Below are 23,722 nucleotides of genomic sequence, written 5' to 3'. Positions count from 1 at the left end.
TCTATGAACACGACTGAAAAAATTCAAACTTACTTAAACGATCCAAAGATTGTTAGCGTTAATACTGTTGACGCTCACTCAGATCATAAGTATTTTGAATCTCTTGCAGAATTTTCTGAAGGAGAGATGAAGTTAAGACAATCTCTTAATGGAAAATGGAAAATTCACTATGCTCAGAATACAAATCAGGTTTTAAAAGACTTTTATAAAACAGAGTTTGATGAAACTGATTTGAATTTCATCAATGTACCAGGTCATTTAGAGCTTCAAGGTTTTGGTTCTCCACAATATGTGAATACCCAATATCCTTGGGATGGTAAAGAATTCCTTCGTCCACCTCAAGTTCCTCAAGAATCAAATGCTGTTGCATCATACGTTAAACATTTTACCTTGAATGATGCATTAAAAGATAAAAAAGTATTTATCTCATTCCAAGGGGTTGCCACTTCCATCTTTGTATGGGTCAATGGTAACTTTGTAGGATACAGTGAAGATTCATTTACACCTAGTGAATTTGAAATTAGTGATTACCTTGTTGAAGGTGATAACAAGTTGGCGGTAGCTGTTTATCGTTACTCTACAGCAAGCTGGTTGGAAGACCAAGACTTCTGGAGACTTTACGGTATTTTCAGAGATGTTTACTTGTATGCTATTCCAAAAGTTCACGTTCAAGATCTCTTTGTTAAGGGAGATTATGATTACCAAACAAAAGCAGGTCAATTGGATATTGATTTGAAGACTGTTGGTGATTATGAAGATAAGAAGATTAAATATGTTCTTTCAGATTATGAAGGCATCGTTACAGAAGGTGATGCATCTGTTAATGGTGACGGTGAACTATCTGTAAGTCTTGAAAATCTGAAAATTAAACCTTGGAGTGCTGAAAGTCCTAAACTTTACAATTTGACCCTTCATGTTTTGGATGATGACCAAGTTGTTGAAGTCGTTCCAGTTAAAGTTGGATTTAGACACTTCGAAATTAAAGATAAACTCCTGCTTTTGAATGGTAAGAGAATTGTCTTTAAAGGGGTTAACAGACACGAATTTAACGCTAGAACAGGACGTTGTATCACTGAAGAAGATATGCTTTGGGATATCAAAGTGATGAAACAACATAACATCAATGCTGTTCGTACGTCTCACTATCCTAACCAAACACGTTGGTATGAATTGTGTGATGAATATGGACTTTATGTTATCGATGAAGCCAACCTTGAAACACACGGTACATGGCAAAAACTTGGTCTAAGCGAACCTTCATGGAATATCCCAGCTAGTGAACCAGAATGGTTGCCTGCTTGTTTGGATCGTGCCAATAACATGTTCCAACGTGATAAGAACCATGCTAGTGTTATCATTTGGTCTTGTGGTAATGAATCATATGCTGGTAAAGATATTGCTGACATGGCTGATTACTTCCGTAGTGTTGATAATACTCGTCCAGTTCACTATGAAGGTGTTACATGGTGTCGTGAATTTGATTACATTACAGACATCGAAAGTCGTATGTATGCGAAACCAGCTGATATTGAAGAATACCTCACTAACAATCCTCAAAAACCTTATATTTCATGTGAATACATGCACACAATGGGTAACTCTGGTGGTGGATTGAAACTCTACACTGACTTAGAGAAATATCCAGAATACCAAGGTGGATTTATTTGGGACTTCATTGACCAAGCTATTTACAAACCACTTCCAAATGGTAGCGAATTCCTATCATATGGTGGTGACTGGCATGATAGACCTTCTGACTACGAATTTTGTGGAAATGGTATTGTCTTCGCAGATCGTACCCTAACTCCAAAACTTCAAACAGTTAAACATCTTTACTCTAATATTAAGATTGCTGTTGATGAAAAATCAGTAACTATCAAGAATGATAATGTCTTTGAAGATCTTTCTGCTTATACTTTCCTAGCTAGAGTTTACGAAGATGGTAGAAAAGTTAGCGAAAGTGAATATCACTTTGATGTTAAACCAGGTGAAGAAGCAACATTCCCAGTAGAATTCGCTGTTGGATCTTCAAATGCTGAACGAATTTATGAAGTTGCTTGTGTTCAGAATGAAGCAACTGAATGGGCTCCAAAAGGACATGAAATTGTTCGTGGTCAATATGTTGCTGAAAAGATTAGCACTGAAACACCAGTTAAGGCTCCTTTGAATGTTGTTGAAGGCGACTTCAACATCGGAATCCACGGACAAAACTTCTCTATCTTGCTTTCACGTGCACAAAATACGCTAGTATCTGCTAAGTATAATGGTGTTGAATTCATTGAGAAAGGTCCTAAACTTAACTTTACTCGTGCTTACACTGACAACGACCGTGGTGCTGGATATCCATTCGAAATGGCAGGCTGGAAAGTTGCTGGAAACTATAGTAAGGTTACAGATACTCAAATTCAAATTGAAGATGACTCTGTTAAAGTGACTTATGTTCATGAATTGCCTGGCTTGTCTGATGTCGAAGTTAAGGTAACTTATCAAGTTGACAGCAAAGGTAGAATCTTTGTTACTGCAGATTATGAAGGTAAAGCAGGTTTGACAAACTTCCCTGAATTTGGTCTAGAATTTGCTATCGGTTCACAATTTACAAACCTAAGCTATTATGGATACGGTGCAGAAGAAAGCTACCTTGATAAACTTCCTGGTGCCTATCTTGGTCGATATGAAACATCTGTTGAAAAGACATTTGCTCCATATCTAATGCCACAAGAATCTGGTAATCACTATGGTACTCGTGAATTTACAGTATCTGATGATAACCATAATGGTCTTAAATTCACCGCACTTAATAAGGCATTCGAATTCAGTGCTTTGCGTAACAGTACTGAACAAATTGAAAATGCTCGTCATCAATATGAATTGCAACAATCTGATGCTACATGGATTAAAGTTCTTGCTGCTCAAATGGGTGTCGGTGGTGACGACTCATGGGGTGCTCCAGTTCATGACGAATTCTTGGTTAACTCAGCAGATAGCTATCAATTGAGCTTCGTGATTGAACCACTCAACTAAAGTATTATTGGACTTTGCCTCCAACGATATATTTGATAAAGGAAACTCGAAAGGGTTTCCTTTTGTCATGGTTTGAAGTAAGAAAAAAGGAAACAGACCTCTGTTTCCTTTTAAAATATAACTCAGTTTTCAATTCCCTTAAAAATGGGAGTGGTCAAGTAAAATTATGAAAAAGTGAGTTAAAGTTATTGATATAGAGAAGGGACTAAACCACTCCCAAGGCGTTAATGATTTTTTGTAGCTTTAAATGAAACTTGAAGATTATGCCTTGACGTTAATCGTCCAATGGCACTCTATCTAATATAAGTATACAACTTTGAGTTTAGATGTCCCAAAATAAGACTCTATGGATTCTTATCTGTATTGTGATTGGCGACTATTCTTGTCAATAAAAATTTAGGAGGTTGTTGATTTCACTGAGACTATAGTAATGTTCTATGAAAACGTGTACAATAGCAATTAGAGAATAAAACATAGATTGGAGTAGATTGATGACACCATCTTTTGAAGACTTCACAGAAAAAGCAGAAGCATTCTTAGAAGAACATATTACAGAGTATCTCAGTGTGGACATGGCTCTTGAAGATTTTGCAAGACAATACAACCAAGGGCTTTTTGATGAGATTACTTCCCCTGATTCAAAGCAGGAGAGAGCCTGGAAACTTATTGAAGAGGCTTATCATTATTATGAGGACGATCCTTCAAGAAGTCAGGAATTTTTGACAGAAGCTTTAAAACTAGATCCTGAAAATCTTGATGCTAAGCAGATGCTCTTGACTTTTCAAAGTCCTCTTGAACATCTAAAAGGCCTAATTGCTTTAGAAAAAGAGCAAAGGTCCAAGTGGGATCAAGGTCCAAAAATGGGCTGGGCTAATCTTGACGAGCGTCCTTATTTGTCTTTGAAGTATAATCTTGCTAAATTTTATTTAAGCAACAGTATGAAGCGGTTTGCTATTAAGGAATTTGAAGAGATTCTAGAGATAGATGTTCAAGATCACATGGGAGTCCGTTACGAATTGATGGCTACCTATTGTAATCTGGAGGATTTTGATAAGGCTAAAAACTTTTTCGAATGTGAGCAAATGGAATATCATGAAGAAGATTTGATGATAGTACCAATGATGACGGTCTCTCTAATGACGGGACATATTGAGGATGCGGATTTCTATTTTGATCTTCTCTATGCAAAAAATCCAGAGTTCGAAAATTATTTAAAAATGATTGAACAAGGTGATGAAGAGCGTCTAGTTGCCGAAACGCTTAAAGTCAACCCTATCTTATTTGAAGCCAATAGTATGCAAAGTCTTTTGATGGTTTTTAATCAAGTCGTTGATCTGTCCCAGTCAGAATATTATTTTACTTGGTTAATCGAAAAATATTGTGCAAAACGTCCACAAAGACATGTTGCGAAAAAGAAAAATCCAGAATTGCACAAACTAATTAGAGAATTGGAAAAAAGTATAGAACCAAGCAAAGCCCTCCAAGGTCTTTCAATAAGTGTGGAGCGTATACTTCGTCAACATGGCTTAATAGAATTTAAAGATTTTAAAAAGAAAACGGAAGAGGAAGTAGCAGCGATTAGAGGAGTTGGAAAGGTGAGCATGGAAATCCTTAAAGAAAATGGTGTTGTCTTTAAAATGAAGCGGAAAAAGAAGTAAGGAACTATTCATCAAACAAGCTGTAGCAAATCTTTGCAATTTTATCTTATATCCTTTAAGATAATTCTGTTACAACTTGAAAAGGAGAACAGGATGGAAACATATACACTTTCAAATGGCGTTACGGTTCCTAAAATTGGTTTTGGGACTTGGCAGATTCCAGAAGGGGAAGAAGCTTATAACAGCGTTAGTTTCGCACTTAAGGCGGGTTACACACATATTGATACGGCGCAAATCTACGGTAACGAGGTTTCTGTAGGCAAGGCGATTGCAGATAGTGATGTGGCGCGTGAGGATATTTTCCTAACGACTAAACTCTGGAATGACAAGCACGATTACGATTTGGCTAAGGCCTCTATCGACGAGTCTCTTGAAAGACTAGGTGTGGATTATTTGGATCTTTTGCTCATCCACTGGCCTAATCCAAAGGCTCTTCGTGAGAATGATGCTTGGAAGGTTGGCAATGCAGGTGCTTGGAAGGCAATGGAAGAAGCCTACAAAGATGGTAAGTTGCGTGCTATCGGTGTGTCTAACTTTATGCAGCATCACCTTGATGCTCTCCTTGAAACGGCTGAAATTGTGCCACATGTCAATCAAATTCTTTTGGCTCCAGGTTGTGCCCAAGAAGATTTGGTTGCCTATTGCCAAGAGCGTGACATTCTTCTTGAAGCCTACAGTCCACTAGGTACTGGTAGCATTTTTGGAAATGAAGACGTTGAAGCAGTGGCTGAACGTAACGGAAAATCTGTTGCTCAAGTTGCCTTACGTTGGAGCCTTCAAAAAGGTTTCTTGCCACTACCTAAGTCAGTGACAGCAAAAAATATCGAGGCCAACTTGGATATCTTTGACTTTGATTTGTCAGAGGAAGATATGGCAGTATTGGATAAGATTCAAGGCAGCAAGACTCAGGATGACCCCGATTCAGTAGATTTTTAATAGGATTGCAAGCAACTCGTGAGGGTTGCTTTTTTCTTCTGTTTTACGAATAAAAGTGTGAATCTATCATCGAAATTGACAAAATGGAGGAGTGGTAATACAATGGTGTTACAAAAGAGAACGAGGTTAAGGACATGACAACAATTACATTGAAAGTTTCAGAAGCAGATAAGAAGTTCATGCAGGCAATTGCGAAATTTGAAGGGGTATCCTTGTCAGAATTAATTCGTACCAAAACTTTAGAAGCTATTGAGGATGAATACGATGCTAGAGTCGCTGATTTGGCCTTAGCAGAATATGAAGAGTATCTAGAAAACGGTGGGGAGGTGCTCAATTGGGATGACCTATAAGATAGTACCAACCCCTAAATTTGCCAAAAGTTTTAAAAAGTTGGATCCTTTTGTTAGAAAACAAATTAAGGCTTATCTCAATCTCGTGACAGAGAATCCAAGAGCCAAGGGTAAGGCCTTGGTTGCCAATCGCACTGGACAATGGCGCTATCGTATTGGTGCCTATCGTGTTATTGTCAATATTCAGGACAATGAACTAATCATACTTGCCCTCGAAGTCGGTCATAGACGTGATATTTATTAGAATCAAGACTCAGGATGACCCCGATTCAGTAAATTTTTAATAGGATTGCAAGCAACTCGTGAGGGTTGCTTTTTGCTTGTTTCTTTTGATTTGCTATAATGAAACTGTCATTTGTTTATTTATAGATGGGAGTTACGTAATGGAGTCTCGAAATCTTTTGCCTCAGAATACACGTATGATGGCCAATTTGCTCAGTTTTTCAGGAGGAGCTTTGGATGTCTTTTGTCATATGTATTACCATAGTTTGGTTGCCACTCAGACAGGGAATATTCTCCTGTTAGTTGCTGACTGGCGTAGTAGTAGCATGTACCATAATATGTTACGATGCTTTTCCATACTTTTCTTTTCCTTAGGTTTTCTTTTTGGCATGTGGTTTAAAGATCATCGTAAGAATGCTTACTGGCGTGTTTATGGTCTACTTCCTCTGTGTGTGATGACTGCCATTTTACCATTCTTAACACCAAATGCTCTATTAGAGCTTCCGATTATTGCTTTTTCTGCAGGTGTCATGATGAAGACTTTTACTGGTAGTCAGATTGAAAATCACCCCTTTGTGATTTTTATGACTTCAGGCAATTATCGAAGGATGCTGACGGCACTTTACTATGTTATTCAGGGGAGCGAGGATCAGAAAGAATATCGTCGCCAGGCGGTCAATTATGGTTTTATCGTAGGTAGTTTTGTGGTTGGTGCAGTTGTATCAGCTCTTCTGATGCATTTTATTCATATTAAGTCCATCTGGCTAATTACGATTAGCTTGATTACGATTATGGTTTACTATTCATCAGAGGTGAAACGTCTGGGACTCAAGGAAACTAATCTTTAGGCATTTTTGTAGTAATTATTTTTGATAACAATTGTCTTGTGTTATAATTTTGATTATATTATTTTCATTTAATCAAAAAAAGGAGACATAAGATGCCTGTAGTAAGCAATGATTTTTCAGATATCGTTTATAACCGTCGTTCCATTCGTAACTTTGATCCATCTGTTAAGATTCCGAGAGAAGAACTGTTGGAAATCCTAGACAAGACTGTTACAGCACCATCATCAGTCAACATGCAGCCTTGGCGTTTTGTCGTCGTGGAGAGTGAGGAAGGCAAGGAAAAATTGGAACCCTTTGTCAGCTACAATGGCTTACAAAACGAAACATCATCAGCCATGGTTCTCATTTTTGCGGATTTGAAGAGCCAAGAAAGAGCAGAAGAAATCTATGGTAAGGCCGTTGCGCAAGGAAAAATGCCTGAAGAAGTCAAGGAGAAACAACTATCAAGCATTGTACCAATGTATGAAAATGCTCCTCGTGAAATGATGAATGAAATTGTTCATATTGATGCTAGTCTAGCTGCCATGCAGTTGATGTTGGTCGCTCGTTCTTATGGTTACGATACTAATGCCATTGGTGGCTATAAAAAAGAAGGTCTCGCCAAAGCCTTCGGACTTGACGCTGATCGTCATGTACCAATCTTACTCATTGCCCTTGGTAAGTCCAATGAAGAAGGTTTCGAGTCTGTTCGTTTGAATGCTTCTGATGTGACGACTTTTGCTTAATAAATAATTGACCGTAAGTCTCGGAAGTGGAGGCTCACGGTTTTTGTATGTGGTGACTAAAGAGGGTTCTAAAAACTATAAAGAAATAGGAAAATGGTTGCCAGGAGTATTGAGAAAGTGATTATTTGTGCTTTAACCCACGGTTAAGGTAAGTCCTTTTCCTTTGTGCTATAATGATAGTGAATGTTTAATACAGGGCCGAGTGTGGCCTCTTTTAGGAGTCTTTTATGACAAACTATTTGATCCGAAGTTTTCTCTGGTTTCGTGAGCGTGGTTTTGTTCAAATTACGCAGAAAACTTTGGTTTCGCTTTTTCCCTTTTTCCTATTTTCAGGGATTATTCGGGTGATTTCACTATCTGTTTTTTCGGAGATGGGTTATATTAACCAACTTTTTTCAGTTTCTGATTGGTTGCCGGCCTTTAAGACGTCCGGTCAGGTACTTATTAATCTTTCTAGTTTTCTCGGTGGATTAGCAGGTCCCTTATCGACTTATTTCGCTGGAAAATACACAGCTGGCCACTATGGTAGAAGTACTGGTACGGCTGGTGTGACTTCTCTTTTGGTCAGTTTGATTATAGGATCGCAAGAGTTACTAATGTCTCCACTTAACGATGGCGATTTGACGCGTATCAATTTACCGGCTTCGATTAATATTATGCTGGCTATCTTCGTGGGCTATTTGGTTGGTCAGATCTTCCGATTTTCAAGAGCCAGTGATGACCAAATTGTAGATAAGGACTATATTTATCAGCCTAAGACGGTTCGTCCTATTTTTTTATCTTTAATTTTGGCAATTGGGCTTAATATTCTATTGGTTATTGGTGAACGGGAAAATATCTTTCAGTCTATTAGACAGTTTACATCGACCATTACCGTCACTGGTAATCATCTTTTCTCAACCTTTATGATGGGCCTTTTGAGCACTTTTTCTGCTTGGATTGGGAATAGTCAAGCCTTCGCTCTCAATTCTATAGCTGAAGATAGCTTTGCTTTGGAGAATCTGACTTATGCGGTTTCCCATCATACGACGACAGGGCTTCCCCATCTTTTTACTCTGACAAATCTTTATCACAGTTATGGTTTGGTTGCTGGCGTTGGATCAGTCTTGGCTCTCTTGGTAGCCCTTCTTTTAACCTCAACCAGTTATAAGGACAAGAAAGTCAGTCTTCTCAGCGTTTTTCCTAGTCTCTTTAATAATGGCGCTCCCTTGATGGTGGGTGTACCAGTTTTGCTTAATCTGGTCTATCTTGTTCCCTTTCTGTTAGCACCAATGGTCAACATGGGTATAGCAGCAATTGCTTTGGTGCTTCGTCTTATGCCGGCGGCAGTTTATCCTGTACCAGATGGTACCCCTAGCCTGCTCTATGCTTTCATTGGTACTGGTGGTAGCCTTCGTGCCTTGGCTGTTAGTCTGTTTTGTTTTGCGGTTGATGTCGCTATCTTTATTCCTTTCGTAAGACTTTCTAATAAGGTACAACACGGTTTAAAAGAGGAAGGAGAAACTAATGAAGCTCAATAAAAAAATGAAGTTGGTCTTTGTTTTGGTTGCTGTCTTTCTCATCGGCTTAGCGGTACCTTCTTATAGCTGGACCAAAAAAAATGTCAAGGAAATTGAGACTTTCTACAACTCGAAATTGTCTCCTATTATCATGATTCCGGGGAGTTCCGCTACGGAAAATCGTTTTGATGGTCTCGTGCGTAAGCTAAACCAAGACCGTCGTGGAACTAAGCATAGCCTCCTCAAGGTTAAGGTTTGGAACAATGGGCGTATTACCTTTGAAGGAAAAATCAAGAAAAATGACAATGAACCTATTATTGTTATCGGCTTTGAAAATAACAACGACGGCTACAGCAATATCAAAAAACAAACCAAAATGATGAATCAGGCCTTTGAAGCCCTGCAAAATAAATATAATTTTAATAATTTCAAAGGTCTAGCACATTCAAATGGTGGTTTGATTTATACGGCCTTTATTGAAAATTATCTTAGCGATTACGATGTCAAGATAAATTCCTTGATGACCATCGGGACACCTTATAATTTCACTGAAACTAATATCAAAAATAAATCGGTCATGCTGGCGGATTTCATAGCTGCCAAGAAAAATATCCCATCAACCTTACATGTCTATTCGGTAGCAGGGACTATCACCTATGACTCGGACGAGTTGGTTCCTGATGCCAGTGTTTCAGCTGGGAAGTACATCTATCAGAATCAAGCAAAAAGCTATACTGAAATCACTGTTACGGGCGAAGATGCTCAGCACTCGGACTTACCAACCAATGATGAAGTTGTAGAACTTGTCAAACAACATATCGAAGGGCAAGGTGTCCGTAAGAAGCAAAAGACTAAGCTAGAGCCACAGTGAGTCAGCATAGGATGGTTGGTCAGTTCTAGTTATCATTTTTAGAAGTCACAATCAGATAGAGTCTATGATGGCTCTATCTTTTTTAGTCCTAAGATTGATTCAATAAGTTGTTGTAACTTATTGATTTACAACTTTCTTTTTGTTATAATCAAGTAAAATAACAAAGAAGAATGAGAGGTCCCTAATATGCAAATTCCAAGTCGGTTTACCATTGCTGTTCACGTTTTAACCTTGATTGCACTGAACAAGGACAATGAAACCAAGTTAACCAGTGACTTTATGGCTGGTAGTGTAGGCGTCAATCCGGTTATTATCCGAAAAACCTTGTCGCAACTTAAGAAAGCAGACTTAATTTCAGTTCAAAGGGGAACAGGTGGGGCCACATTAGTCAAATCACCGGAGGAGATTAATCTTCTTCAGGTTTATCGTGCGGTGGATAGCATCGGTCCAAGCGGTCAACTTTTTAGTTTCCATGACCATCCTAATCCAGAGTGTCCAGTAGGACGTAATATTCATGGGATTTTGGATCAGAGCCTAGAAGACGTTCAAATGGCAATGGAAAAAGAACTGCAAAAGAAAACCCTAGCTGGTATTTTAAAGGATGCCAAGACTCATTGGAAGGAAGCAGGGGCTTGATTTTTAAATATGAGACTCCAAGAAATCGAAAGTTATTCGGTTTCTTTTTTATTTCCGAGATGTAATAATTGACATTACAATAAAACTAAGTATAATAATGTCATAGGAATGATTACAACAAAGAAGAAAAACATATGACATACGACTACAATAGTAAGATTTACCTCGCAGAAGCGGTACTCAATGTGAAGGACTTGGCACGTCAGACAGCTTTTTATACACAGGTTATAGGACTTGAAATCCTATCTCAAACTGCAACAGAAGTTGTTTTGGGTGCTGGAAATAAGCCGCTAGTTCACTTGATTGAAACCAATCGTGAGGAAGCGGTCAAGTCCAGTTATGGTCTCTACCATATGGCAATTTTGTTGCCATCTCGCGAGGATTTGGCAGATGTTTTCAAACATATTGCTGAGCTAGATTATCCATTTGTCGGTGCAGCTGACCACGGTTATAGTGAAGCCCTTTATTTGGAAGACCTTGAAGGCAATGGTATTGAGCTCTATAGAGACAAGCCTGTTGCTGAATGGGATATTCGTGAGGATGGTCGCATCGTTGGTGTAACAGAAGAACTATCAGCTCAAGAAATTTACGAGATGGGACGCAAGGTTGAGCCTTTTGTGATAGCTAAAGATACTCGCATGGGGCATATTCATTTATCGGTCAAAGATAGTCAGCTAGCAACGGCTTTCTATCAGGATGTTTTGGAGTTGGCAGATAAGTTTACCATTTCAAGTGCTAGTTGGATTGCTTCAGGTGATTACCATCACCACTTGGCTGTCAATGAATGGGGTGGCAAAAACTTAGCCAAACGTGAAAAAGGGATGATTGGTCTTGCCTACTACGTCCTTGAAGTAGAAGACAAAGAAGATTTGATTACCATAGCAGAACGTGCTAAGAATCGTGGAGCAGAGGTCAAATGGTTATCTTCTAATGCGTTAATCTTCGAGGATAATGATGGTATTTTGACACGAGTGAGAAAAAAATATTAATAATTAGTGATTTTTAAGTCGTAACTATTGACATTACATTTGAAAGGCCTATAATGGTTATTGTAATCAAAGTCATTACAAATAAACTTAACAATTTTAACAATTAACATTCATCACAAAGAAAGAGGGAATAACTATGACCTACTTTACAGACTTACAAATAAAGCGCCGTTCTATCTACGCATTAGGAAAAGACCTTGAGCTCTCTAACCAAGAATTGATTGAAACCATTCAAGGAGCTGTCCTTAACACACCGACAGCCTTTAACTCACAAACATCACGTGTGGTGATTTTGCTGGATGAAGAATCAGATGCTTTCTGGAATGAAATCGCTTATTCAGAGCTTGAAAAAGTAACGCCAGCAGAAGCTTTTGAGGCAACAAAAGAACGTTTGGCAGGTTTTGCTCAAGCTAAGGGAACAATCCTCCTCTATGAAGATCAAGATGTAGTGAAAGGCCTTCAAGAGCAATTCCCACTTTACGCTGAAAACTTCCCAATTTGGTCAGAGCAAGGTCATGGAATCGCTCTTTATGCAACGTGGTTGGCTTTGGCTGAGAAGAATATCGGCATGAACGTACAACACTACAACCCACTTGTTGATGTACAATTAGCTGAAAAATATGACATTCCAGCTAACTGGAAACTCCGTGTTCAAGCGCCATTTGGTCAAATCGTTGCACCAGCAGGAGATAAAGACATCCAAACAGAAGGTCGTTTCAAAGTTTTTGGCGACAAATAATCACTTTAATTTAGTCAGTCGGCTTGGCAATGACTGAACAATATCAAAATGATAAGACAAAAAAATTAGCAAGATTGAGAAATCTTGTTATTTTTTTATCTTAAAAATAGTAATACCCAAGGAAAGTTATAGCTTGAATTTTGCTAAGGTGACACCGGACGTCAGCAATCTTTTTCGAAGTTTCATGACTAAGTTTTAAGTTTCTAGATTTTAAATTTTTAGGCTCGGGCTAAGACAATTTTCCCAATTTCCGAGTATCTGAAACTATTTGGTTTCGGGCGCTTGCGTAACGGCATCTTGCATATCAATTTTTCCAAGTCATTTTTTTGAAGGAGAAGTGCTATAAGATGTTAGAAAAGTTGTGTTATTTATATCATATTTCCAATGATTTTGACAATATCCTTTTTATTTTTGACAAAGATACTTGTCAAAAATAAAAAGAAGCGTTACAATAGTTTTAGACGAAAGAAGGAGAGGTATTCTTATGGGAGCCATATGGATTCTTTTTATCCCTTTTATAGTTATATTTTATGCAAGCTCAGAAAAGAAGATAAAAGGATTGAACAGACGTATCAGACGATTAGAAAAACAAGTGAAAGGAAATAAAGAAATGTCTAGACTTTTAGAAGAATTGAAAGGCCAAACGGCCACTGTTACAGTAGATGGTGTTGGATTTGAGTATGAAATTATAGATATCGATGAAGATTGGGTCAAATTGAGTCGTGAAATTAATAAACAACAAAGAGAAACTAAATTAGTCCGTATCGAAGATATTCAAGGTATTCAACTATAAGGGGGCGAAAGCCATGATCTTAAAAAATCGACTGAAAGAACTGAGGGCGCGTGATGGGCTCAACCAATCCGAACTAGCCAAGTTAGCAGGGGTCTCACGTCAGTCCATCAGTCTCTTGGAGCGAGGGGAATATACCCCTTCTGTAATTATTGCCATCACCATCGCCCAGGTTTTTAAAGAGCCTGTGGAAAATGTTTTTAGTCTTGTAGAGGAAGAGGAATGATTATGAAAAAGCAACAACAAGAACGATCTCCACGTTACCGTTTTTGGAGAAATGTCGGAATCATCACAGGTTCCGGCTTGATTGGAGGAGTCATTAGTTTTTTGACAGGCATGTTCGGATCCGAAAAGCCCCTTGAAATCCAATCCTTCTTTAGTAAAGAAGTACTCCTTTTGGGCTCAATACTTTTGTTTCTTATCTTGTTTATGGTCACGATAGCCTTACTAATAAGCGCGAGAAAAGTCCATCAAAAAATGCTCCAGATAGAAGACGAAGAGGAAGCCTATCACTATGACATCCAGAATAAAAAACTGTTTGGGTTAGCGACCATTTTTAAAGGAGTCATGATCTTGCCATACTTTTTAGTCATCATCTTTTATAGTCAATGGGTGTATATGGATAGACCTTCCACAGGGCACTTAGCTTTTATCTTTGGAACTTTTACCATGCTCTATCTTTTTCTTGTCTTGATTGTCCTATTTTTCTTATCAGATATCTTCTTTCGCAAGACCTTCCATCTGCTTTATGGAAAACCAATTCCCCGCAATGTCAATACCAAGGAAGTGCGTGAATTTATGATGAGTATGATGGATGAGGCAGAAAAACAGATAAGCTACGAGGAAAATTTCGAAGTGGTGGTTAAGTTAAGTAATTATATCTTACCTATCATGCTAATTGGAATTTTAATCATTGGGATTGCCTTCCAGACGGATATCCTCTTGGCTTTGAGTGTTGTATCCATCATCTATATTTATATCCTTATTTCACAATACAAGATTACCAAACGTTATTATAAAGAATAAATGTATCATCCATGTTAGAAATTAGAAATTTAGAAAAAAGCTTTGGGAATAAGCAGGTCCTCTTTGGAGTAGATCTAACAGCTCAACAAGGGCATATACTTGGTTTGGTTGGGAAAAATGGGGCTGGGAAAACCACCATTTTCCACAGCATCCTGCGCTTTTTGGACTACAGCGGTGAGATCCGCCTAGATGGCAAAGCGATTACGCAAGAAACTTACAAAGAAATTGGTTATTTGCCGGAAGAGCGTAGTCTCATGCCAAAACTCACGATTTTTGAGCAGGTCCGCTATTTGGCTGCCTTAAAAGGAATGAGCACTGCCGAGGTCAAGGAAAAATTACCGACCTGGATGGAAAAACTCCAAGTAAAAGGGAAATTGACTGATAAAATCAAGAGTCTCTCAAAAGGGAACCAACAGAAGGTGCAACTGATCATCACCTTGATCCATGAACCTAAATTGATCATTTTAGATGAACCCTTTAGCGGATTGGATCCGGTCAATACAGAAGTGCTCAAGCAGGTCATCTTTGAAGAAAAAGAGCGTGGGGCTACCATTATCTTTTCTGACCACGTCATGACCAACGTCGAAGAGTTGTGTGATGATATCCTAATGATCCGTGATGGTTCGGTGGTCCTTTCAGGACCTGTCCAAGAGGTCCGGAATAGCTATGGCAAGACTCGCCTCTTTGTCTCTAACGACTTTAGCAAAGAAGAGCTAGAAGCTCTGCCACACGTGACCAAAGTCAGCATGACCAAGCAAGGGACTTGGAAGCTAATCTTGGATGACGCGTCAGCGGGTCCAGAATTATTTGACCGCTTGACCAAGGGCCACTACCTTGCGACCTTTGACCACCAAGCCCCAACTATTGATGAGATCTTTAAACTTGAATCAGGAGTAGAAGTATGAAACAGATGTTTGTCGTAATGAAAGAAACCTATATCAGACAAGTGAAATCATGGAGTTTTCTCTTCATGGTCTTCGGTCCCTTCCTCTTTTTAGGGTTGGGCGTTGGAATCGGTTATCTAACGGATTCTTCTACAGATGCGAAGAATCAGGTGGCCTTGGTGACCGAAGTGCCAGCTGTCAAAGAAAGTCTCAAAGGAACTGATGGCTTGACCTTGGACTACAAAGATGAAGCTGCAGCTAAAAAAGCCATCAAGGATGAGAAAGCAGCTGCTTACCTAACGGTCGATGAAAAAGATGGCCAGCTAGAAGCCACTTATGTGGGCGACCAAGCCATGAAAACAGAATTGAAAACCCTTGTCGCCGCAAAATTAAGCCAAGTTCAACAAGGGATTAATCTAGCGCGTGCCAATCTAAGTAAAGAGCAAGTCACAGCCTTGTCTCAACAGGTCTCTCTCAAAGAAAAAATTGATGAGAAAAAAGAAGGCTTAAAAATGGTGCAGACCATGGTTGCAGGTGGTCTAGGAATGTTGCTTTATATGATTTTGATCTTCTACTCTAGTATCACAGCCCAAGAAGTGGCCAGTGAAAAGGGAACCAAGATCATGGAAGTGGTCTTCTCTAGTATCAAAGCAACCGACTATTTCTTCGCACGCATGCTCGGACTCTTCGGAGTGATCTTTACTCATATTTTTGTCTATGTGATTGGTTTAGTAGCTGTTTGGATCTTTAGAGCAGATATCCCTGTTGTCAAGGATTTTCTCGCTCCAAACTCTCCAATTACCCAGCACCTAGCAGAGTCAATCTCGCTCAATACGGTCTTCTTCATTATCCTTGGGATCTTTATGTATGTGGTGCTCTCTGCCTTCTTAGGCTCCACAGTTGCACGACCTGAAGATTCAGGGAAAGCGATTTCGCCACTAATGATGTTAGTTATCTTTAGCTTCCTTGGGGTAACCACCTTGGGAAGTGCCGGTGATGTCTTCTTATTGAAGATCGGTTCGTACATTCCTTTCTTCTCAACCTTCTTTATGCCTTTCCGTACCATCAATGGCTATGCGACTGGTCTTGAATCTTGGGCTTCTTTAGGAATTGCGGTGCTCTTTACCATCGTGGGAACAGTTCTCATCGCTCGAATCTACGCGAGCTTAATCCTCCAGACCGATGACCTCGGACCATGGAAGACCATCAAACGTGCTCTCAGCTATCGCTAATCAAACAAGCTCTCAGTTACAGCTGAGGGTTTTTTGATTCCCAATTGATTTTTGAAACCCTTTTCACTACAATAGAGATACAGAAAAGGAGGCAGAGATGAAGTATATTGATTTTGCTGAAAATGAGCGTTTGTCCACGATTGTCCTTGGGATGATGCGGATCAGTCAGATGAGTGAAGATGAGGTGGAGGCCTTGGTGGAGGCAGCCTTGTCGATTGGGATCACCACCTTTGACCTGGCGGATATCTATGGCGATGGCCAGTGTGAGGTCCTGCTGGGGAAGGTTCTCAAGCGCCGTCCGGATCTTCGGGACCAGATGTGGATTCAGTCCAAGTGTGGGATTCGCAAAGACGGCTTTACCTATTTTGATTTTTCGAAGGACTATATTTTGGACTCCGTCGATGGCATCCTCGAGCGTCTGCAGATCGAGCGCTTGGATAGTCTCCTCCTTCACCGACCGGATGCCCTCATGGAGCCTGAAGAAGTGGAGGAAGCTTTTGATCACTTGGAGCAAGTGGGCAAGGTCCGTCATTTTGGGGTGTCCAATCAAAATCCTATGATGATGGAATTGCTCAAAACGGCAGTCAAACAACCTCTCAAGATCAACCAGTTGCAGTTGAGTGCTGCCTTTACACCGAGTTTTGATGCAGGGTTTCATGTCAATATGGAGGGGCCGAAAGCAGCTGTGAGAGATGGCAGTGTCTTTGAGTATTGTCGCTTAAACGACACGGTGATTCAGGCCTGGTCTGTCCTCCAGCATGGCTATTTCAAGGGGAATTTTGTCGGCAATGAGGCGTTTGCGGCCCTTAATCACGTCCTCAATGACTTGGCAAAAAAATACCAAGTCACTCCGACAGCTATTGCCCTTGCTTGGGTCCTTCGCTATCCAGGTAAGATGCAGGCGGTCATCGGAACGACCAAGCCCCAACATGTCCTTGAAGCAGGGAAAGCAGCAGAAGTTACCCTAACCCGCAAGGAATGGTACCAAATCTACCTGGCTGCAGGAAATGATTTGCCTTAGAATCTTGTTAGTAAACCAGATTCCACTCTTATCGGTAGTCTGGTTTTTTGTTTTGTGGTCTTCAGTTTTTTCTTGACAAGCCTTACTTTTTGAGGTCTTTTTTTTATGCAAACGCTACATAAGAGACCAGATCCACTATCACAAGATTGTGACCAATCACAATCTTGTGATAGTTTACATCTTATTAACATTGTCCCAGAATCCTTGCATTCTCTGCTCTGGTAGCGTAAGATAGACTCTGTTTTAATTTTAAAGGATTGAAACACGTCCTGAGACCATTCTCACAGGTCTAAAGGACAGAGTGAATTTTTTATGAAAGAGGAGAATCAAAATGTCAGATAAACAAATGAAAACCCTTGGTTGGGTGGCAACCTTCATGTCAGTTATGATGTATGTATCATACGTACCACAAATCATGGACAATTTGTCTGGTCATAAAGGAAACTTTATCCAACCATTGGTAGCTGCAGTCAACTGTAGCCTTTGGGTTTACTATGGTCTCTTTAAAAAAGAACGTGACCTTCCCCTTGCTGCGGCCAATGCACCAGGTATTATCTTTGGTTTAATTACAGCATTGACAGCTTTGTTCTAAAATAAAGCAAAATTTCTTTATATACTATTTTTCTTAACGCAGAAAACGAGAGCAGAACTAGCGACAGTCAGTGTTTGTCGTTCTAGTTTTACTCTCGTTTTTTGTTTTTAGTTATTAAGAAGAGTATTGATAGCTTCTTCCAATTTCAGTGGATCAGTTTTGGAAGAAAAGCGTTCGACGACTTTACCTTCACGGTTAATCAAAAACTTAGCAAAATTCCACTCAATTCTTGCCCCAAGTGGCCCAGATTTTTCTTTTTTTAGCCAATCAAAAAGTGGCTCAGCTTCCTTACCATTGACCTTGATTTTGGCAAATCGAGGGAAGGTTGTCTGGTAATTGAGGGTGCAGAAAGTATTGATTTCCTCAGCACTACCTGGTGCCTGACCCATAAACTGATTACAAGGAAAATCAAGAATCTCGAATCCTTGGTCTTTGTATTTGTCATAAAGTTCCTGCAAGCCCTGATATTGTGGCGTCAAACCACATCCTGTTGCTGTATTGACGATTAAGACGACCTTGCCCTTATAGTCTTTGAGAGACACGGGTTGGTCAGCTTGATCTGAAACTGTAAAATCGTATAAGGATGTCATAGAAAATCTCCTTTTATTTATTTGAGACTATTATAGCAAAAATAGAGACATAAGAAATGTACTCTTACAGTAGAGCTTTTAGCATTTCCCCACCAAAAAAACCAAGACTTTCGTCTCGGTTTCAGGTTTCATCTCATCTTAAGACACCACATGTCCATCTTTATCGAAGGTATAGAGTTTACCGTCGATGAGGACAGAGCGGTTAGTGTATCTTTCACCTGTTTTAGGGTCTAAATAGTAGGTGTAATTATCAACTGTGACAAAGCGTCCTAGGACTTGTTTGCCTTCAGCGTCGAAGTAGAGGACCTTGCCGTCAACTTCTTGGAAGCCGGTAACTTTCTCACCTTTGTCATTGTAATAATAGTTGTCGCCCTTATCGTAGACAATACGATTGCGATAAGCTGGTTCACCCTTGCGATCAGCAACCACGCCATTGTCATCAGCATTATAAGCTCTGTCCCCGATGATAAAACGTCCTGTTTCAAGGTTTCCGCTATCTCGGAAGTAGTAGTCCTTGCCGTTGATGGTTTGCCAACCTGTCAGAGCAGCTCCGTCATTGCCATAGTAGCGTGTTGGGTAGTATGGAAAACGTGGAGAACCTTCGTAGTTGTATGATTTTGAAAAGGCGTTGCGTGTCATGATACCAGTCAATTGGTCAAATTGGTAAACATTATTGTTGATTGCGACCTCAGTACCTTTGGCTTGATGGCCATCGTCATAGAAATAGTAACAGACGTCATCAAAGGTCTTCAAGCCAGTGACCTTTTGGCCATTTTCATAGAGATAACTTGTGCCGCTAGGATCTGTCTGCAATTGGTCAAAGTGGATGGCTTTTTCTTTTGTCGCGTCAATACCCTTGGCATCAAAATTAAAGGTTACACCACGATAGGTAAGGGACTTGTTGGTTGTTGCAATGGCAACGTTTGTGGTCACTTTTTGACCATTTGGTGCTGTGAAGGTCATAGGTGTTGAGTCGAAATGGTAGAGGTGTCCATTAAGAATATCCCATTCGTCAAAAGTTGACCATTGTGATTGGCGGACGCTACTATATTTTGATCCAAGAATCTTGCCATCATACTGATAAGGACCTTCTTTGATATTACCGTCAGTATCTGTGACATAGACACCTTCAAGGTCATAAGCATTTTCACCAGTACGCTTGAACTCAGGATAGAGACCGTTTGTCAAGAGTTTCCCATCTGGGCTAAATAGTTGAGAGTTGATAACTCCTGTGTAGAGGTTTCCTTTAGGGGTGTCGTCATCAGAATAGTCGCTAGCGTAGTAACGATTACCGTTGACTTCTAACCAGCCTGTCTTGAAGGCACCATCATTGCCAGCGTAGTAGATGTTTTCAGAGAAGTTGCCATAAGGTCCAGTTGATGTATCGTGATAAAAGGCATTGCGAAGGATAGCACCAGTATCTTTGTTGGCGACGTAGTAGTTATCACCTAGGTTGAAAATACCTCCTCGAACTTGTTGGCCTTTCTCGTTAAAGAAGTAGAGGTCCTTGTTAATAGTTTGGAAACCAGTGACTTTTTTACCATTAGCATCGTAGTAGTACCATTCTTGATCGGTACCTTTAACAAATTGGTTTCGATTTGTGGTTTGGTCAGCTTTAGTCGTCGCCACACCATTATTGTCAAAGTTATAGACCGTACCGTTTAAGGTAAGTGAACGATTAACCCACTTTTCACCTGTATTTGGGTCGAAGTAGTAGGTTTTGCCGTCAACAGTAACCAGTTGTCCCTTGGCTTGGACACCATATTCGTAGAAATATAGGTTCTGTCCGTTAATGGTTTGGAAACCAGACACGGCTTTACCATCAGCTCCGAAATAGTACCAAGCATCGTCTCTATTAACGAATTGGTTAGTTACTGGATTTCCATTGTCTTTATCGAAATAGTAGATATCGTTATTGTAGTAAAGGAAGTCACCTTTGACTTGTTGGCCACTATCATTGAAGTAATGAAGGTTACCGTCCACTGTTTGAAAACCGTGAAGCGCTTTACCATCTTTGCCAAAGTAATACCAATTCCCCTGATCGTCAGAAACATAGCGATTGGTTACCATGATACCAGTCTTGGGATCAAAGTAATACTGTTGGCCGTTCAGGTTTTGCACGCTTGTCTTATAGTCGGATTGGCTACGGTCTAGGAATTCGGTATCGAAACCAAATGGGGCTGAGAAACCTTTAGTTGCCTTGAAGTCACTCATGTAATACCAATGACCAGCTTTATCTGAAACAAAGACAAAATTAGGTTGATTGCCAGTAGCATCAAAGTAGTAAAGATCGCCATTCTCGGTGACGAAGTCATCTTTGACCATCTTGCCATCTTTGTCGAAGTAGTAAAAACCAAAGTATTTATGGTTGACGTTGTCAAGAGCCTGGTGACCTGTTGCACGACGACCATTGTCTTTATCGAAATAGTAGCTATCACCATTAATAGTAACGATTTCGTTTTTAGCTTGTCGACCGTCTTCGTGGAAGTAGAGGTTAAAGCCATCAATGGTCTGAGCACCAGTGACGGGCTTGCCATCTTTACCAAGGTAATACCAGTTGTGGTTGTTGTCTTCGATAAACTGGTTGCGTTTGTTAGTTTCAGGCAGAACCACTGTCAGGCGTCCTTGGGCATCAGCAGTATAGGCTTGACCGTTGATATTGATAGAGGTGTTGGTTACCTTACGTCCATTGGCCTTGTCATAGTAGAAAGATTGTCCATTTTCAGTGATGATCTCGCCCTTAGCTTGCTTTCCATCCTCGTGGAAATAAAGGTCGAAATGGTCAACGTTTTGAGCACCTGTCAGATTTTTCCCGTCTTTAAGGTAGTACCAGTTGCCTTCAGCATCACTCTTGAATTGACCGCCAGAAACGATAGTAGTTTCAACAGATTCTGGTGCTTGACTGTTTACGTCAGTAGCTGTGCTAGCGACTTCTGAAGTTGAAGGAGCAGTTCTCATTTCGCCACTGGACAAATTGTAAGAACTACTTGCTTGGTCTTCTTTAAGGACTGGCTGTTTGTCAGCCGTGACAGTGGGATTTGTATTGCTTGGTTTAGCAGTTGCTGCGTCTTCAGATTTAGTCGTAGTTGTAGTTGTCTCTGTGATGACAAGATCGGGATCTTGGCTGACGCTTTCAGGTGTGCTTGATGAGGTGGCTTGATTCGTAGCTTGTTCGTCGGCAGAGACGCCAACTCCAATCAATGAGGCACCAAGTGCCAAACCAGACACGGCAATGGTAACCCATTGTTTCTTCACTTTATGAAGTTTAAAATGAACTTTATTTTCCATAAAAGTTCCCCTTTTCCATTTTTATGACCTCATTCTAACATCTTTCATTAGAAGAATCAAACGCAATTGGCATCCTTTTTATAGCCTTTTCTAAATATTTTAAATATTTAGAAATCTGCTAAAACAGTAGAAGAAATGGGCGACTAGATCAAGATTTTGAGCAGGTGGTTTTTGATAGGTATAGGCAATACATTAGAAAATCATTTTTACGAAATCCTAATCTTGAACATGCTTTTTAATAATAGGAGTATAAAAATACAGAAATAGGTCTTTTTTTGGCCTGGAATATGGTATAATAGTGCGGTATTTCTCAAAAATTGGAGTATAAAAATGAGTATTTTTCGTAAAAAGGATGTCGGTCTCGCTCAAACCGAGATGAAACGTCATCTGACCCTCAGGGATGTCGTCCTCTTGGGAATTGGTGCCATGGTGGGAACAGGAATCTTTACGATTACTGGTACCGCAGCATCAACCTTGGCAGGTCCTGCCCTGATTATTTCGGTTTTGATTTCAGCCGTTTGTGTGGGTATGTCAGCTATTTTCTTTGCTGAGTTTGCCTCACGTTACCCATCGGCTGGTGGTGTTTACGGTTATCTCTACGCCTCTTGGGGTGAGTACCCTGCTTGGATGGGGGGGTGGCTTACAATGATCGTTTTCATGAATGCCGTGTCTAGTGTTGCCTCTGGTTGGGGAGCCTACCTCAAGGGACTCCTGGCAAGCTTTGGTCTACAGCTTCCTCAAGCTATCAGTGGCCCTTTTAATCCGAGTCAAGGGACTTATATTGACCTCTTGCCAGTCTTGGTTTTGGTGCTAGTGACGGCTCTCCTCCTATTGGATTCCAAACAAGCCCTTCGTTTGAACTCGCTCTTAGTGGTGCTTAAGTTTTCTGCTTTGGCGGTCTTTATCCTAGTTGGTCTCTTCCATCTGAATCCAATCAACTGGGCTAACTTCGCACCATTTGGCTTTGGCCAAATCTATGGTGGTAAGACGGGGATTATGGCGGGGGCTTCTCTCATGTTCTTTGGTTTTCTTGGTTTTGAATCTATCTCTATGACAGTAGATGAGATTAAGGAACCCCAAAAGAATGTTCCTCGAGGCATTGTTCTCGCCTTGATTATCGTCGCTGCACTTTATGCAGTGGTTTCGCTAGTCTTGACGGGAGCGGTTCACTATACTAAGCTAAATGTTGACGATGCTGTAGCTTATGCCCTTCGTTATATTGGTGTGCCTTGGGCTGCCAATTATGTATCGGTGGTTGCCATTATGACCTTGATTACCGTATGTATTTCCATGGCCTATGCCCTTAGCCGTATGGTTTATAGCTTGGCGCGTGATGGTTTCCTTCCACAAACCTTCCAAAAGGTTTCAAAGACCCATAAGGTTCCACATCATGCGACACTTTTGACTGGTATTCTTTCAGCCATCTCAGCAGGACTCTTCTCTTTGGCTAATATGGCATCTTTGGTTAACATTGCGACCTTGGCTTACCTGGTTCTCTTGGCTATTGCCCTCATCATTCTTCGTAAGGACAAGGGCTTGCCGCAGAAGGATGAGTTTAAGGTCCCATTTGTTCCGGTCTTGCCAATTATCTCAATTATCGTCTGTCTCTCCTTTATGAGTCAGTATAGTTGGCAGACCTGGTTAGCCTTTGGCATAGCAGTGCTAATCGGTTCAGCTATTTATGCCTTTTACGGTTACAAACATTCTAAGTATTAAGAGGAAAACGCTGGATCTGTTGATCTAGCGTTTTTTGGTATAATGAAGAGAGCTAAAAGATTTCAGTAGTCACTGAAATCTTTTTTATA

General features: G+C 40.2%; 22 protein-coding genes. 20 read left to right on the top strand and 2 right to left on the bottom strand.

The features are described 5' to 3' along the window. Positions 1-3 precede the first annotated feature (3 nt). The 19 genes from PCY14_RS06720 (at position 4) to PCY14_RS06630 (ending at position 18,039) form a co-directional block, all read left to right on the top strand. On the top strand, positions 4-3,021 hold the full coding sequence (locus PCY14_RS06720; protein ID WP_301363310.1) for a glycoside hydrolase family 2 TIM barrel-domain containing protein: 3,018 nt from the start codon (positions 4-6) through the stop codon (positions 3,019-3,021). Positions 3,022-3,512: 491 nt separating this feature from the next. Then, a complete protein-coding gene (locus tag PCY14_RS06715; protein WP_301363309.1) occupies positions 3,513-4,679 on the top strand; it encodes a hypothetical protein in 1,167 nt (388 codons plus the stop codon). A gap of 93 nt (positions 4,680-4,772) precedes the next feature. Beyond that, positions 4,773-5,615 carry an aldo/keto reductase gene (locus PCY14_RS06710; RefSeq protein WP_301363308.1) on the top strand — a complete coding sequence of 281 codons (843 nt, stop codon included), beginning with the start codon at positions 4,773-4,775 and terminating at the stop codon, positions 5,613-5,615. A 134-nt stretch (positions 5,616-5,749) separates the two neighbouring features. Beyond that, positions 5,750-5,965 carry a type II toxin-antitoxin system RelB family antitoxin gene (gene relB / locus PCY14_RS06705; RefSeq protein WP_008535010.1) on the top strand — a complete coding sequence of 72 codons (216 nt, stop codon included), beginning with the start codon at positions 5,750-5,752 and terminating at the stop codon, positions 5,963-5,965. After that, a complete protein-coding gene (locus tag PCY14_RS06700; protein WP_021151667.1) occupies positions 5,955-6,209 on the top strand; it encodes a type II toxin-antitoxin system RelE/ParE family toxin in 255 nt (84 codons plus the stop codon). Before relB ends, PCY14_RS06700 begins: the two co-directional genes overlap by 11 nt. Before the next feature lie 139 nt (positions 6,210-6,348). Further along, the gene (locus tag PCY14_RS06695) at positions 6,349-7,035 is read left to right on the top strand and encodes a YoaK family protein (protein WP_002888038.1); all 687 of its coding nucleotides are present in this window, start codon (positions 6,349-6,351) and stop codon (positions 7,033-7,035) included. Positions 7,036-7,127: 92 nt separating this feature from the next. Then, positions 7,128-7,760 carry a nitroreductase family protein gene (locus PCY14_RS06690; RefSeq protein WP_060934050.1) on the top strand — a complete coding sequence of 211 codons (633 nt, stop codon included), beginning with the start codon at positions 7,128-7,130 and terminating at the stop codon, positions 7,758-7,760. Positions 7,761-7,987: 227 nt separating this feature from the next. Then, a complete protein-coding gene (locus PCY14_RS06685; protein ID WP_008534995.1) occupies positions 7,988-9,280 on the top strand; it encodes a PTS sugar transporter subunit IIC in 1,293 nt (430 codons plus the stop codon). After that, complete coding sequence (locus PCY14_RS06680; RefSeq protein WP_008534994.1) at positions 9,267-10,130, top strand: alpha/beta hydrolase; 864 nt, start codon at positions 9,267-9,269, stop codon at positions 10,128-10,130. Before PCY14_RS06685 ends, PCY14_RS06680 begins: the two co-directional genes overlap by 14 nt. A gap of 186 nt (positions 10,131-10,316) precedes the next feature. Then, positions 10,317-10,766, top strand: coding sequence for an Rrf2 family transcriptional regulator (locus tag PCY14_RS06675; RefSeq protein ID WP_301363307.1), 450 nt, complete (start codon positions 10,317-10,319; stop codon positions 10,764-10,766). Positions 10,767-10,900: 134 nt separating this feature from the next. Continuing rightward, positions 10,901-11,755 (top strand): VOC family protein, encoded by an 855-nt coding sequence (locus PCY14_RS06670; RefSeq protein ID WP_301363306.1) that lies wholly within the window; start codon positions 10,901-10,903, stop codon positions 11,753-11,755. Positions 11,756-11,891: 136 nt separating this feature from the next. Beyond that, a complete protein-coding gene (locus PCY14_RS06665) occupies positions 11,892-12,494 on the top strand; it encodes a nitroreductase family protein (protein ID WP_301363305.1) in 603 nt (200 codons plus the stop codon). A gap of 484 nt (positions 12,495-12,978) precedes the next feature. Next, positions 12,979-13,287 carry a hypothetical protein gene (locus PCY14_RS06660; protein WP_301363304.1) on the top strand — a complete coding sequence of 103 codons (309 nt, stop codon included), beginning with the start codon at positions 12,979-12,981 and terminating at the stop codon, positions 13,285-13,287. A gap of 13 nt (positions 13,288-13,300) precedes the next feature. Further along, a complete protein-coding gene (locus tag PCY14_RS06655; RefSeq protein WP_021143931.1) occupies positions 13,301-13,510 on the top strand; it encodes a helix-turn-helix transcriptional regulator in 210 nt (69 codons plus the stop codon). Further along, complete coding sequence (locus PCY14_RS06650; RefSeq protein ID WP_301363303.1) at positions 13,507-14,310, top strand: DUF3169 family protein; 804 nt, start codon at positions 13,507-13,509, stop codon at positions 14,308-14,310. The genes PCY14_RS06655 and PCY14_RS06650 overlap by 4 nt, the downstream gene beginning before the upstream one ends. An 11-nt stretch (positions 14,311-14,321) precedes the next feature. Next, positions 14,322-15,215: an ABC transporter ATP-binding protein gene (locus PCY14_RS06645; RefSeq protein ID WP_049482268.1), complete on the top strand. Its 894-nt coding sequence runs from the start codon at positions 14,322-14,324 to the stop codon at positions 15,213-15,215. Beyond that, positions 15,212-16,426, top strand: a complete 1,215-nt coding sequence (locus tag PCY14_RS06640) for an ABC transporter permease (RefSeq protein ID WP_293920312.1) — start codon at positions 15,212-15,214, stop codon at positions 16,424-16,426. The genes PCY14_RS06645 and PCY14_RS06640 overlap by 4 nt, the downstream gene beginning before the upstream one ends. A gap of 97 nt (positions 16,427-16,523) precedes the next feature. Next, on the top strand, positions 16,524-17,447 hold the full coding sequence (locus PCY14_RS06635; protein ID WP_301363302.1) for an aldo/keto reductase family oxidoreductase: 924 nt from the start codon (positions 16,524-16,526) through the stop codon (positions 17,445-17,447). Between the two features lie 331 nt (positions 17,448-17,778). Then, entirely contained in the window at positions 17,779-18,039 is a 261-nt protein-coding gene (locus PCY14_RS06630) for a SemiSWEET family transporter (protein WP_002885327.1), read from the top strand. Between the two features lie 107 nt (positions 18,040-18,146). On the opposite strand, the gene PCY14_RS06625 is transcribed toward PCY14_RS06630, so the two are convergent. Further along, positions 18,147-18,629: a glutathione peroxidase gene (locus PCY14_RS06625; protein ID WP_014634708.1), complete on the bottom strand. Its 483-nt coding sequence runs from the start codon at positions 18,627-18,629 to the stop codon at positions 18,147-18,149. Between the two features lie 138 nt (positions 18,630-18,767). Then, positions 18,768-21,917 (bottom strand): KxYKxGKxW signal peptide domain-containing protein, encoded by a 3,150-nt coding sequence (locus PCY14_RS06620; protein ID WP_301363301.1) that lies wholly within the window; start codon positions 21,915-21,917, stop codon positions 18,768-18,770. 330 nt (positions 21,918-22,247) lie between these two features. Between PCY14_RS06620 and PCY14_RS06615 the strand changes: the two genes are divergently transcribed. Further along, positions 22,248-23,633, top strand: a complete 1,386-nt coding sequence (locus PCY14_RS06615; protein ID WP_301363300.1) for an amino acid permease — start codon at positions 22,248-22,250, stop codon at positions 23,631-23,633. Positions 23,634-23,722: the final 89 nt, after the last annotated feature.

This window comes from Streptococcus sp. SV2 (assembly GCF_030440175.1).
GTDB lineage: Bacteria > Bacillota > Bacilli > Lactobacillales > Streptococcaceae > Streptococcus > Streptococcus raffinosi.
Note: the sequence above shows the minus strand (reverse complement) of the source record. Positions and strands in the feature narration are given on the sequence as shown.

Coding starts and splice junctions, on each gene's coding strand:
- PCY14_RS06720 (WP_301363310.1), top strand. CDS start 4: ATGAACACGACTGAAAAAATTCAAACTTACTTAAACGATCCAAAGATT.
- PCY14_RS06695 (WP_002888038.1), top strand. CDS start 6,349: ATGGAGTCTCGAAATCTTTTGCCTCAGAATACACGTATGATGGCCAAT.
- relB (WP_008535010.1), top strand. CDS start 5,750: ATGACAACAATTACATTGAAAGTTTCAGAAGCAGATAAGAAGTTCATG.
- PCY14_RS06635 (WP_301363302.1), top strand. CDS start 16,524: ATGAAGTATATTGATTTTGCTGAAAATGAGCGTTTGTCCACGATTGTC.
- PCY14_RS06640 (WP_293920312.1), top strand. CDS start 15,212: ATGAAACAGATGTTTGTCGTAATGAAAGAAACCTATATCAGACAAGTG.
- PCY14_RS06710 (WP_301363308.1), top strand. CDS start 4,773: ATGGAAACATATACACTTTCAAATGGCGTTACGGTTCCTAAAATTGGT.
- PCY14_RS06700 (WP_021151667.1), top strand. CDS start 5,955: ATGACCTATAAGATAGTACCAACCCCTAAATTTGCCAAAAGTTTTAAA.
- PCY14_RS06625 (WP_014634708.1), bottom strand. CDS start 18,629: ATGACATCCTTATACGATTTTACAGTTTCAGATCAAGCTGACCAACCC.
- PCY14_RS06690 (WP_060934050.1), top strand. CDS start 7,128: ATGCCTGTAGTAAGCAATGATTTTTCAGATATCGTTTATAACCGTCGT.
- PCY14_RS06615 (WP_301363300.1), top strand. CDS start 22,248: ATGAGTATTTTTCGTAAAAAGGATGTCGGTCTCGCTCAAACCGAGATG.
- PCY14_RS06675 (WP_301363307.1), top strand. CDS start 10,317: ATGCAAATTCCAAGTCGGTTTACCATTGCTGTTCACGTTTTAACCTTG.
- PCY14_RS06650 (WP_301363303.1), top strand. CDS start 13,507: ATGATTATGAAAAAGCAACAACAAGAACGATCTCCACGTTACCGTTTT.
- PCY14_RS06680 (WP_008534994.1), top strand. CDS start 9,267: ATGAAGCTCAATAAAAAAATGAAGTTGGTCTTTGTTTTGGTTGCTGTC.
- PCY14_RS06630 (WP_002885327.1), top strand. CDS start 17,779: ATGTCAGATAAACAAATGAAAACCCTTGGTTGGGTGGCAACCTTCATG.
- PCY14_RS06685 (WP_008534995.1), top strand. CDS start 7,988: ATGACAAACTATTTGATCCGAAGTTTTCTCTGGTTTCGTGAGCGTGGT.
- PCY14_RS06670 (WP_301363306.1), top strand. CDS start 10,901: ATGACATACGACTACAATAGTAAGATTTACCTCGCAGAAGCGGTACTC.
- PCY14_RS06620 (WP_301363301.1), bottom strand. CDS start 21,917: ATGGAAAATAAAGTTCATTTTAAACTTCATAAAGTGAAGAAACAATGG.
- PCY14_RS06655 (WP_021143931.1), top strand. CDS start 13,301: ATGATCTTAAAAAATCGACTGAAAGAACTGAGGGCGCGTGATGGGCTC.
- PCY14_RS06660 (WP_301363304.1), top strand. CDS start 12,979: ATGGGAGCCATATGGATTCTTTTTATCCCTTTTATAGTTATATTTTAT.
- PCY14_RS06665 (WP_301363305.1), top strand. CDS start 11,892: ATGACCTACTTTACAGACTTACAAATAAAGCGCCGTTCTATCTACGCA.
- PCY14_RS06715 (WP_301363309.1), top strand. CDS start 3,513: ATGACACCATCTTTTGAAGACTTCACAGAAAAAGCAGAAGCATTCTTA.
- PCY14_RS06645 (WP_049482268.1), top strand. CDS start 14,322: ATGTTAGAAATTAGAAATTTAGAAAAAAGCTTTGGGAATAAGCAGGTC.